We start from the raw sequence: 13,293 nt of genomic DNA on the forward strand, positions 1-13,293 counted from the left end.
ATGTCGGACAACCGATCCGTCACCTGGCCCCTGACCACCGCCCAGTCCGGGGTGTGGTTCGCCCAGCAGTTGGACCCGACCAGCCCCGCGCACCGGATCGCCGAGTGCCTGGAGATCCACGGCCCCGTCGACCCGGTCCTCTTCGAGCGCGCCGTACGGCAGGTGCAGGACGAGAGCGAGGTCCCCCGGCTGCGCTTCACCCGCGACGGCGCCGAGATCCGCCAGTACCTGGGCGCCGAACCGCCGCCGATCCACGTCCAGGACGTCGCCGCCGAGGCCGACCCCTGGGCGGCCGTCCAGGAGTGGATCCGCACCGACCTGACCCGCCCCCTCGACCTGGAGCACGACCCGGTCACCGCCAGCGCCGTCTTCCCCGCCGGCCCCGACCGGCTCTACTGGTACCAGCGCGTCCACCACGTGGCCGGCGACGGCTACAGCGGCGCCCTGGTCGCCGCCCGCGTCGCCGAGCTCTACACCGCCCTGGTCGAGGGCCGCCCCACCGAGTCGCCGTTCACCCCCTACCGCACCACCCTCCAGGACGAACTGGACTACCCCGCGAGCGAGCAGAGCGCCACCGACGCCCGCTACTGGGCCGACCGCCTCGCCGACCGCCCCGAACCCGCCACCCCGGCCGGCCGCACCGCCCCCGCCGCGCACACCGCGCTGCGCCACCGCACCGACCTGCCCGCCGCCACCGCCGACCGCCTGCGCGCCGCCGCCCGCCGCCTGCGCACCGGCCTGCCCGTCCTGGTCACCGCCGCGAGCGCGCTCCTGCTGCACCGCCTCACCGGCGCCGAGGACCTGGTGCTCGGCCTCCCCGTCACCGGCCGCCCCACCCGCGCCCGGCGGGCCGGCATCGGCATGCTCGCCAACGTCCTGCCGATCCGCCTGACGGTCCGTCCGGGCCTCGCCCTCGACGACCTGGTCCGGCAGACCGCCACCACCATGCGCGAGGCGCTGCGCCACCAGCGCTACCGCTACGAGTCCGTCCGCCGCGACCAGGGCCTGGTCGGCGCCGAGGGCGCCCGCCTGGTCGGCCCCTCCGTCAACGTGATGCCCTTCGACTACGACCTGCGGTTCGCCGGACTGCCCTGCACCGCCCACAACTTCTCCAACGGCGCCGTCGACGACCTCTCCTTCGTGCTCTACGACCGCGGCGGCGCGGCCGGCCTCCACCTGGTGGTCGACGCCAACCCGGCCCTGTACACCCAGGACGAGACCGTCGCGCACGGCGAACGCCTCGCCCGCCTGCTGGAACAGTTCGCCGACCTCGCCGACCTCGCCGACCTCGCCGACCTTGCCGACCTCGACGCGGACGCCGCCCGTACCCCCGTGGCCGCCCTCGACCTGCTGACCGCCGCCGAGCGGGCCCGCGCCCTGGAGGCCGGCCGCGGCCCGGCCCGGACGGTCCCGCACGGCACCCTGCCGGACCTCTTCGAGGCGCAGGCCGCCCGCACCCCCGACGCCGTCGCGGTCCTGTTCGAACAGCAGCACCTGACGTACGCGCAGCTCAACGCCCGCGCCAACCGGCTCGCCCGGCACCTGACCGGCCGGGGCGTCGGACCGGAGACCCTGGTCGCCGTCGTCCTGGAACGCTCGCCCGACCTGGTGATCGCCCTGCTCGCCGTCCTCAAGGCCGGCGGCGCCTACCTGCCGATCGACCCCAAGTACCGCTCCGAACGCATCGACTTCGTCCTCCGCGACGCCCGCCCCGTCCACGCCCTGACCGACCGCCGGCACCGGGACCTGCTCCCGCCGGAGCTGCCCCGCACCCTGCTGGACGACACCGGGCTGCTGGACGACACCGGGCTGCTGGACGGCACCGGGCCCTTCGCCGCCCACCCCGACAGCGACCTCACCGCCGCCGAGCGCGGGCGGCTGCGCCCCGAGCACCCCGCCTACGTCATCTACACCTCCGGCTCCACCGGCCGCCCCAAGGGCGTCGTGGTCCCGCACCGCGGCGTCCCCAACCTCGCCGCCGACCACATCGACCGGCTCGCCATCGGCCCCGACAGCCGACTGCTCCAGTTCGCCTCGCCCGGCTTCGACGCCTCCGTCGCCGACATGTGGCCCGCCTGGCTGGCCGGCGCCGCCCTGGTCCTCGCCCCCGCGGAGCGACTGGTCCCCGGCGCCCCGCTCACCGCCCTGCTGACGGAACAGCGGGTCACCCACGCCACCCTGACCCCCTCCACGGTCTCCGTCCTCGCCCCCGGCGACGGCCTGCCCGCCGGAATGACCCTGGTGGTGGCCGGCGAAGCCTGCCCCGCCGACCTGGTCGACACCTGGTCCCGCGACCGCCGGATGATCAACGTCTACGGCCCCACCGAAGCCACCGTCGCCTCCACCGCCAGCGCCCCCCTCGCCAGCGCCCCCCTCGTCAGCACCTCCCTGCACGGCGCCGAGCTCCCGCCGATCGGCCACCCGCTCTGGAACACCCGGGCCCACGTCCTGGACACCGCCCTGCGCCTGACCCCCGACGGCGTGGCCGGTGAACTGTACCTGGCCGGTGCGCAGTTGGCGCGCGGCTACCTCAACCGCCCCGCCCTGACCGCCGAACGCTTCGTCGCCGACCCGTACGGCCCGGCCGGTGCCCGGATGTACCGGACCGGTGACCTGGTCCGCCGACGCGCCGACGGCAGCCTCGAGTACCTGGGCCGGGCCGACGACCAGGTGAAGATCCGCGGCTTCCGGGTCGAACTCGGCGAGGTGGAGGCCGCGTTGGCGTCCTGCACGACGGTGGCGCAGGCCGCCGTGCTGGTGCGGGAGGACGTGCCGGGTGACAAGCGCCTGGTCGGCTACGTCGTTCCGACAGGCGAGTTCGACCCGGCGGCCGTGCGGGCCGAACTCGCCACCGTCCTGCCGGAGTACATGGTCCCGTCGCTGCTCGTCGCCCTGGACGCGCTCCCGCTGACCGTCAACGGCAAGCTCGACCGACGTGCTCTGCCCGCCCCCGGGTTCACCGCCCCCGTGGGCCGGACGGCCCCCCGCACGCCGCGCGAAGAACTGCTGGCCGAGGCGTTCGCCCAGGTGCTCGGCCTGCCGCAGGTCGGCCTCGACGACAACTTCTTCGACCTGGGCGGACACTCCCTGCTCGCCACCCGCCTGGCCAGCCGCGTCCGCACCGTCCTCGGCGTCGAACTCCCCATCCGCACCGTCTTCGAGGCGCCGACCGTGGCCGCCCTCGCCGACCGCCTCGACGACGCGGGCACCCCCCTCCCCGCGCTGCGCGCCACCCCGCGCCCGGAGCGCCCGCCGCTCTCCCCGGCCCAGCAACGCCTCTGGTTCCTCCAGGAGTTGGCGGGACCGAACGCCACCTACAACCTCCCCATGCAACTGCGGCTCACCGGCCCGCTCGACCACACCGCCCTGGCCGAAGCCCTCGCCGACCTGACCGCCCGCCACGAGGTGCTGCGCACCACCTTCCCCACCGAGGACGGCCGCCCCTACCAGCTGATCCACCCCACCGGCCCGGTGCCGGTCGTCGCCCCCTACAGCGACCACGCCCTCGCCGAAGCCGCCGCCCACCCCTTCGACCTGCACCACGAACTCCCGCTCCGGGCAAGCCTGTTCACCATCACCCCCGACGAGCACGTCCTGCTCCTGGTGCTGCACCACATCGCGGGTGACGGTTGGTCGCTGGCGCCGCTGGCGCGGGATCTGTCCGTCGCGTACGCGGCCCGGGTGGCGGGCGGGGCGCCGGACTGGGTGCCGTTGCCGGTGCAGTACGCGGACTATGCGTGGTGGCAGCGGGAGCTGTTGGACGGTGTGCTGCGCGATCAACTGGCGTTCTGGAGGGGTGCGTTGGCCGACCTGCCGGAGGAGTTGGCGCTGCCGGTGGACCGTCCGCGTCCGGCGGTGGCCGGGCACGCGGGTGGCTCGGTGGAGCTGGTGCTGCCGGTCGAACTGCGTTCTCGGGTGGCCGAGTTGGCGCGGGCCGAGGGCGTGACGGTGTTCATGGTGCTGCAGGCGGCGCTCGCCGTGCTGCTGTCGCGCCTCGGGGCCGGTGACGACATTCCGATCGGGACCCCGGTGGCCGGCCGTACCGACGAGGCCCTTGACGAGCTGGTGGGTTTCTTCGTCAACACGCTGGTGCTGCGGACGGATCTGTCCGGCGACCCGAGCTTCGCCGAACTGCTGGGCCGGGTCCGGGAGGCGGACCTCTCGGCGTTCGCGCACCAGGACGTTCCCTTCGAGCGGCTGGTGGAGGAGCTGGCCCCCGCTCGCTCCACGGTTCGCCATCCCCTCTTCCAGATCCTGCTCGCCGTCCAGAACAACACCCGGCCCACCCTCGACCTCCCCGGCCTCACCGTCACCGCCAAGGCCGCCGGCGAACAGGCCGCCAAGTTCGACCTGACCTTCGAACTGGACGAGGAGCTGTCGGGCACGCTGACTTTCGCGCGTGATCTGTTCGACCCGGCGACGGCGGAGTTGTTGGCCGAGCGTTTCGTGCGGGTGCTGGCTGCTGTCGTGGCGTCCCCCGGGGTGTCGGTGCACCGGGTGGAGGTGCTGGGCGCGGCCGAGCGGCAGCGGGTGCTGGCGGGGTGGAACGAGACGGCGTGTGCGGTGTCGGGTGGGACGCTGCCGGAGCTGTTCGCTGCGCAGGTGGCGCGTACGCCTGATGCGGTGGCGGTGGTGTTCGAGGGCTCGGAGCTGACGTTCCGTGAGGTGGATGCGCGGGCGAACCGGTTGGCGCGGCTGTTGGTGGACCGTGGGGTGGGGCCGGAGTCGGTCGTGCCGGTGCTGATGGAGCGGTCGGCGGATTTGGTCGTGGCGCTGTTGGCAGTGATGAAGGCCGGTGGTGCATATCTGCCGGTCGATCCGGAGCTTCCGGTGGAGCGGGTGGAGTACCTGCTCGGTGAAGCGGCGAGCCCGGTGGTGGTGACACCGGAGGTTGTCGAGTCGTCTGTCGTGTATGCCGCTGATGAGCTGCCTGATCGTGGTCTGACGCCGCAGCATCCTGCGTATGTGATTTTCACGTCGGGGTCGACGGGGCGTCCGAAGGGTGTGGTGGTGCCGCACGAGGGCATCGTCAATCGCTTGGCGTGGATGCAGGGCGAGTATCGACTCTCGGCTTCGGATCGGGTGTTGCAGAAGACGCCGTTCGGGTTCGACGTGTCGGTGTGGGAGTTCTTCTGGCCGCTGCTGGAGGGTGCCGCGCTAGTGGTGGCCCGCCCGGGCGGTCACCGCGATCCGGCGTACCTGGCGGAGCTGATTCGCCGGGAGCGGGTGACGGTGACGCACTTCGTGCCGTCGATGCTCCAAGCCTTCGTGGGCGATCCGGCGGCCTCCAAGTGCACGGGGCTGCGGGCGGTCCTGTGCAGTGGCGAGGCGCTGCCGGCCGACCTGCGTGACCGGTTCGCCCGTGTGCTGCCCGGGGTGCCGCTGCACAACCTGTACGGCCCGACCGAGGCTTCGGTGGACGTCACGTCCTGGGCGTGCGCGGAGGACTCGACGGGCAGTGTGGTGCCGATCGGCCGTCCGGTGTGGAACACCCGCGTGTACGTGCTCGATGCCGGCCTGAGCCCTGTTCCGGTGGGTGTGGCCGGTGAACTGTACTTGGCCGGTGTGCAGTTGGCGCGCGGCTACCTCAACCGTCCCGCCCTGACCGCCGAACGCTTCGTCGCCGACCCGCACGGCGCTCCCGGCACCCGCATGTACCGGACCGGTGACCTGGTCCGCTGGCGGGCCGACGGCAGCCTGGAATACCTCGGCCGGACCGACGACCAGGTGAAGATCCGCGGCTTCCGGATCGAACTCGGCGAGATCGAAGCCGCCCTCGCCCAGTTCCCCATCGTCGCGCACGCGGCCGTCGTGGTGCGCGAGGACGCGGCAGCGGGTGACAAGCGCCTGGTCGGCTACGTCGTCCCGGCAGGCGAACTCGACCCGGCCGAACTGCGGGCGCACCTGGCCGGTCTGCTGCCGGAGTACATGGTCCCGGCGGTGATCGTGACGCTCGACGCGCTGCCGGTGACCGTCAACGGCAAGCTCGACCGCCGTGCCCTGCCCGCACCGGAGTTCACCGCGACCACCGGCTACCGGGCCCCGGTCGGGGAGCGGGAAGAACTGCTCTGTGCAGCCTTCGCGGACGTGCTCGGCGTCGAGCGGGTCGGCGCGGACGACAGCTTCTTCGAACTGGGCGGCCACTCGCTGCTCGCCGTCCAACTGGTCGAGCGGCTGCGGGCGCGCGGCGTCCAGGTCGACGTGCGCACCCTGTTCACCGCGCCCACCCCGGCGGGCCTCGCCGCCGCCACGGGTTCGGGGCGGCAGGTCGCGGCCTCGGCCAACCTGATCCCGGCCGGCGCCACGGTGCTCACGCCCGACCTGGTGACCCTGGTCCGGTTGACCCAGCCCGAGTTGGACCGGATCGCCGCCGCCGTCCCGGGCGGGGCCGCCAACATCGCCGACGTCTACCCGCTCGCCCCGCTCCAGGAAGGCATCCTCTTCCACCACCTGCTGGCCGCCGGCGAGGGCGGGCGCGACCCGTACGTCCTGCCGACCGTGCTGGCCTTCGACTCCCGGACCCGGCTGGACGCCTTCCTCGACGCGCTCCGGCAGGTGATCGCCCGGCACGACATCCTGCGCACCGCCGTCCTCTGGCAGGACCTGCCGGAGCCCGTCCAGGTGGTGCTAAGAAAGGTCGAACTCCCGCTGGAAACGGTCGAGTTGACGAACTCGGGCGATCCGGCGGCCGAACTGCTGGCCCGCGCCGGCGCTCCGGTCGACCCGAGCACCGCCCCGCTGCTGCGCGCCCACCTCGCGGCCGAGCCCGGTACCGGCCGCTGGCTGCTGCTGGTCCGCCAGCACCACCTCGGCTCCGACCACACCGCACTGGAGGTGCTCCTCGGCGAGATCCGCACCCTGCTCGACGGTCGGCCGGAGGCGCTGCCGCAACCGGCGCCCTACCGCGACTTCGTCGCGCAGGCCCGCCTCGGGCTGCCGTCGAGCGAGCACGAGCGGTACTTCACCGAGCTGCTGGCCGACGTGACCGAGCCGACCGCCCCGTTCGGCCTGCTCGACGCACACGGCGACGCCGACGGGATCGCCGAGTCGCGGCTCCCGCTGCCCGCCGACCTGGCCGAACGGCTGCGCGCACAGGCCCGCCGACACGGCGTCAGCCCGGCCGCCGTCTTCCACCTGGCCTTCGCCCGGGTGGTCGCCGCCACCTCCGGACGGGACGACGTGGTCTTCGGCACCGTCCTGTTCGGCCGGATGAACGCCGGGGCCGACGCCGACCGAGTGCCCGGTCTCTTCGTCAACACCCTTCCCGTGCGGGCCCGTACCGCGGACACCGACGTCCGCACCGCCCTGCACGCGATGCGCGGACAGCTCGCCGACCTGCTGGTCCACGAGCACGCCCCGCTCGCCCTCGCCCAGCGGGCCAGCGGCATCGACGGAACCGCCCCCCTGTTCACCGCCCTGCTCAACTACCGCCACGGCCGGGCCGAGGCCGCCGACCGGACGCCCGGCACCGGACTCACCGGAGTCGAGGTCGCCTTCGTCGAGGAGCGCACCAACTACCCCCTGACCCTGGCCGTCGACGACTTCGGCCCCGCCGGCTTCGCCCTGGTGGCCCAGACCCGCGCACCGATCGACGCCCACTCCTTCTGCGCCCTGGTGCACACCGGCGTCGCCCACCTGGTGGACGCGCTGGAGCAGGCCCCGCAGACCGCGCTCACCCGGGTGGAGGTGCTGGGCGCGGCCGAGCGGCAGCAGGTGTTGGTGGGGTGGAACGAGACGGCGCGTGTGGTGTCGGGTGGGACGCTGCCGGGGCTGTTTGCTGCTCGGGTGCGTCGTTCGCCGGATGCGGTGGCGGTGGTGTTCGAGGGGACGGAGCTGACGTTCCGTGAGGTGGATGCGCGGGCGAATCGGTTGGCGCGTCTGCTGGTGGATCGTGGGGTGGGGCCGGAGTCGGTCGTGCCGGTGGTATTGGAGCGGTCGGCCGAACTGGTCGTGGCGTTGCTGGCGGTCGGCAAGGCGGGTGGTGCGTATCTGCCGGTCGATCCGGAGCTTCCGACGGAGCGGGTGGAGTACCTGCTCGGCGAGGCGGCGAGCCCGGTGGTCGTCACGGCGGATCTGATTGCGGCTTCATCGGAGTACGCGTGCGACGAGCTGCCGGATCGTGGTCTGACGCCGCAGCATCCTGCGTATGTGATTTTCACGTCGGGGTCGACGGGTCGTCCGAAGGGTGTGGTGGTGCCGCACGAGGGCATCGTCAACCGGCTGGCGTGGATGCAGGGCGAGTACCAACTCGCCTCCTCCGATCGGGTGTTGCAGAAGACGCCGTTCGGGTTCGACGTGTCGGTGTGGGAGTTCTTCTGGCCGCTGTTGGAGGGTGCCGCGCTGGTGGTGGCCCGCCCGGGGGGTCACCGCGACCCGGCGTATCTGGCGGAGTTGATCCGGCGTGAGCGGGTGACGGTGACGCACTTCGTGCCGTCGATGCTCCAAGCGTTCGTGGGGGAGGCGGCGGCTTCCGGGTGCACGGGGCTGCGTGCGGTGCTGTGCAGTGGTGAGGCGCTGCCGGCCGACCTGCGCGATCGGTTCGCCCGCGTGCTGCCGGGCGTTCCGTTGCACAACCTGTACGGCCCGACCGAGGCGTCGGTGGACGTCACTTCCTGGGCCTGCGCGGAGGACCCGACGAGCAGTGCCGTCCCGATCGGCCGCCCGGTCTGGAACACCCGCGTCTACGTCCTGGACGCCGGTCTGAGCCCTGTTCCGGTCGGTGTGGCCGGTGAACTGTACTTGGCCGGTGTGCAGTTGGCGCGCGGTTACCTCAACCGCCCTGCCCTGACCGCGGAGCGTTTCGTCGCCGACCCGCACGGCGCTCCCGGCACCCGGATGTATCGGACCGGTGACCTGGTCCGCTGGCGGGCGGACGGCAGCCTGGAGTACCTCGGCCGGACTGACGACCAGGTGAAGATCCGTGGCTTCCGGGTCGAACTGGGCGAGATCGAAGCCGCCCTCGCGCAGCTCCCCGCCGTCGCGCAGGCGGCCGTGCTGGCGCGCGAGGACGTGCCGGGGGACAAGCGCCTGGTCGGCTACGTCGTCCCGGCAGGCGAACTCGACCCGGCAGCCGTCCGATCCGAACTCGCCACCGTCCTCCCGGAGTACATGGTCCCGGCCGCACTTGTCGTCCTCGACATGCTGCCGGTGACCGTCAACGGCAAGCTCGACCGCCGCGCTCTGCCCACGCCGGAGTTCACCGCCCCAACGTCCCGGACGGCTCCTCGCACGCCGCGCGAAGAACTGCTGGCGGAGGCGTTCGCGCAGGTGCTCGGCCTGGACCGGGTCGGTGTCGACGACAACTTCTTCGACCTGGGCGGGCACTCCCTGCTCGCCACCCGGCTGGCCAGCCGCGTCCGCGCCGTGCTCGGCGTCGAGCTGCCCCTCCACGTGCTGTTCGAGGCACCGACCGTAGCCGCTCTCGCCGAGCGCCTGGACGGTGCGGGGGAGGGCCGTCCGTCGCTGGTCGCGGGAGAGCGGCCGGAGGTGCTGCCGGTGTCGTTCGCACAGCAACGGCTCTGGTTCCTCAACGAGCTGGAGGGCCCGAACGCGACCTACAACCTTCCGCTGGGCGTACGTCTTTCGGGTCCGCTGGACACCGACGCGCTGGCACTGGCACTGCGGGACGTGGTGGCGCGACACGAGGTGCTGCGCACCGTCTTCCCGGCTGCCGACGGGCAGCCGCAGCAGCGGGTGCTGCCGGTCGAGCAGGTCGGCGAGCTGCTGACGGTCGGTGAGTTCGACCCGGTCGAGGCGGCGGCGTACGCCTTCCGGCTCGACGCGGAACTCCCGCTGCGAGCCTGGCTGTTCTCGGCCGCTCCGACCGAGCACCACTTGCAGGTGGTGCTGCACCACATCGCGGGTGACGGCTGGTCGCTGGCGCCGCTGGCGCGGGATCTGTCCGTCGCGTACGCGGCCCGGGTGGCGGGCGGGGCGCCGGACTGGGTGCCGTTGCCGGTGCAGTACGCGGACTATGCGTGGTGGCAGCGGGGGCTGTTGGACGGTGTGTTGGGCGATCAACTGGCTTTCTGGCGGGGTGTGTTGGCCGGTCTGCCGGAGGAGTTGGCGTTGCCGGTGGATCGTCCGCGTCCGGCGGTGGCCGGGCGCGCGGGTGGTTCGGTGGAGCTGGTGCTGCCGGTGGAACTGCGTTCGCGGGTGGCCGAGTTGGCGCGGGTCGAGGGTGTGACGGTGTTCATGGTGCTGCAGGCGGCGCTGGCCGTGCTGCTGTCGCGCCTCGGGGCCGGTGACGACATTCCGATCGGGACCCCGGTGGCCGGCCGTACGGACGAGGCCCTTGACGAGCTGGTGGGTTTCTTCGTCAACACGCTGGTGCTGCGCACCGACCTGACCGGGAACCCGAGTTTCGCCGAACTGCTGGGCCGGGTCCGGGAGGCGGACCTCTCGGCGTTCGCGCACCAGGACGTGCCGTTCGAGCGCCTGGTGGAGGAGCTGGCTCCGGCCCGTTCGATGGCCCGCCACCCGCTCTTCCAGGTGATGCTCACCCTCCAGAACAACGCCGCGCCTGAGCTGGTGCTCCCTGGTGTTCAGGTGACTGCTGCTCAGGGCAACGAGCCACTGGCCAAGTTCGACCTGGCCCTTGAACTGGACGAGGAGCTGTCGGGCACGCTGACTTTCGCGCGTGACCTGTTCGACCCGGCGACGGCGGAGTTGTTGGCCGAGCGTTTCGTGCGGGTGCTGGCTGCTGTCGTGGCGTCCCCCGGGGCGTCGGTGCACCGGGTGGAGGTGCTGGGCGCGGCCGAGCGGCAGCGGGTGCTGGCGGAGTGGAACGAGACGGCGCACGAGGTGTCGGGTGGGACGTTGCCGGACCTGTTTGCGGCGCAGGTGGCGCGTACTCCGGATGCGGTGGCGGTGGTGTTCGAGGGCACGGGGCTGACGTTCCGTGAGGTGGATGCGCGGGCGAATCGGTTGGCGCGTCTGCTGGTGGATCGTGGGGTGGGGCCGGAGTCGGTCGTCCCCGTGCTGATGGAGCGGTCGGCCGAACTGGTGGTGGCGTTGCTGGCGGTCGGCAAGGCCGGTGGTGCGTATCTGCCGGTGGATCCGGAGCTTCCGGTGGAGCGGGTGGAGTACTTGCTCGGTGAGGCGGCGAGTCCGGTGGTGGTGACGCGTGAACTGGTCGATGCTTCGGAGCAGTGGCCTTCGGAGGCGTTGCCGGATCATGGTCTGGCGCCGCAGCATCCCGCCTATGTGATCTTCACGTCGGGGTCGACGGGGCGTCCGAAGGGTGTGGTGGTGCCGCACGAGGGCATCGTCAACCGGCTGGCGTGGATGCAGGCGGAGTACGGTCTGACGTCCGCTGATCGGGTGTTGCAGAAGACGCCGTTCGGGTTCGACGTGTCGGTGTGGGAGTTCTTCTGGCCGCTGCTGGAGGGCGCCGCGCTGGTGGTGGCCCGCCCCGGCGGTCACCGCGACCCGGCGTACCTGACGGAGTTGATCCGTCGGGAGCGGGTGACGGTGACGCACTTCGTCCCGTCGATGCTCCAAGCCTTTATGGGGGAGGTGACGGCTTCCGAGTGCACGGGGCTGCGGGCGGTGCTGTGCAGTGGTGAGGCGCTGCCGGCGGACCTGCGTGACAGGTTTGCCCGTGTGCTGCCGGGCGTTGCGTTGCACAACCTGTACGGCCCGACCGAGGCTTCGGTGGATGTCACGTCGTGGGCGTGCGCGGAGGACCCGGCGGGCAGTGTGGTGCCGATCGGCCGTCCGGTGTGGAACACCCGCGTCTACGTGCTCGACGCCGGTCTGAGCCCTGTTCCGGTGGGTGTCGCGGGTGAGCTCTATCTCGCGGGTGTGCAGTTGGCGCGGGGCTACCTCAACCGTCCGGGCCTGACCGCGGAGCGTTTCGTCGCCGACCCCTACGGCCCGGCCGGTGCGCGCATGTATCGCACGGGCGACCTGGTCCGCTGGCGGGCCGACGGCAGCCTGGAATACCTCGGCCGCACGGACGACCAGGTGAAGATCCGCGGCTTCCGGATCGAACTCGGCGAGATCGAAGCCGCCCTCGCCCAGCTCCCCGCCGTCGCGCAGGCCGCGGTGCTGGTGCGCGAGGACGTGCCGGGTGACAAGCGACTGGTCGGCTACGTCGTCCCGGCAGGCGAACTCGATTCGGTAGCCGTCCGATCCGAACTCGCCACCGTCCTCCCGGAGTACATGGTCCCGTCCGCGATCATCGCCCTGGACGCGCTGCCGGTGACCGGCAACGGCAAGCTCGACCGCCGCGCTCTGCCCGCGCCCGAACTCCCGATCGTCGTCGAGGGTCGGTTGCCGCGCACTCCGCGTGAAGAGGTGCTGGCTGCGCTCTTCGCCGAGGTGTTGGGGCTGCCGCAGGCCGGTGTCGACGACAGCTTCTTCGACCTGGGCGGGCACTCCCTGCTGGCGACCCGGCTGGCCAGCCGCATCCGTACCGCTCTTGGGGCCGAGCTGCCGATCCGGACGCTGTTCGAGGCGCCGACGGTGGCCGCTCTCGCCGAGCGCCTGGAGGGTGCGGGGCAGGGTCGTCCGGCGCTGGTCGCGGCGGAGCGGCCGGAGGTGCTGCCGGTGTCGTTCGCGCAGCAACGGCTCTGGTTCCTCGGCGAGTTGGAGGGGGCGAACGCCACCTACAACATCCCGATGGCGGTGGAGCTGTCGGGCCTGCTCGACGTGGCGGCGCTGGAGTCCGCGCTGCACGACGTGGTGACCCGGCACGAGGTGCTGCGTACCGTCTTCCCCACGGTGGACGGCGGGCCCGCGCAGCGGATTCGGCCGTTGGTCGAGATCGGCGAGCTGCTGACGGTCGGTGAGTTCGACCTGACCGCCGCCGCCGGCCACGCCTTCGACCTGAGCGCCGAACTGCCGCTGCGCGCCTGGCTGTTCTCGCGGAGCGCCGAGGAGCACGTACTGCTCCTGGTGCTGCACCACATCGCGGGTGACGGCTGGTCGATGGTGCCGCTGGCCCGTGACCTGTCCACCGCCTATGCGGCCCGTCTCGCCGGCCGGGCGCCGGACTGGGTGCCGTTGCCGGTGCAGTACGCGGACTACGCGCTGTGGCAGCGCGATCTGCTGGACGGCGTACTGGAGGAGCAACTGGCGTTCTGGCGTGCTGCTCTGGCCGACCTGCCGGGGGAGCTGGTGCTGCCGACCACCCACGCCCGTCCGGCGGTGGCGAGTCACCGGGGCGGTACGGTGGAGCTGGCCGTCCCCGCCGAACTGCACGCCCAACTGGCCGAGTTGGCGCGGGCCGAGGGTGTGACGGTGTTCATGGTGCTGCGGGCGGCGCTGGCCGTGCTGCTGTCCCGGCTT

At 72.5% G+C, this 13,293-nt stretch carries 1 protein-coding gene (running past one end of the window); it reads left to right on the top strand.

The features are described from left to right. On the top strand, positions 1–13,293 hold the 5' portion of the coding sequence (locus ACIOHG_RS18405) for a non-ribosomal peptide synthase/polyketide synthase (protein WP_400951559.1). Its footprint extends 8,679 nt past the window's final position; 13,293 of the gene's 21,972 nt are visible here — the first part of the coding sequence; its start codon is at positions 1–3; the stop codon falls past the right edge of the window.

Source organism: Kitasatospora sp. NPDC088134 (assembly GCF_044741705.1).
Lineage (GTDB): Bacteria > Actinomycetota > Actinomycetes > Streptomycetales > Streptomycetaceae > Kitasatospora.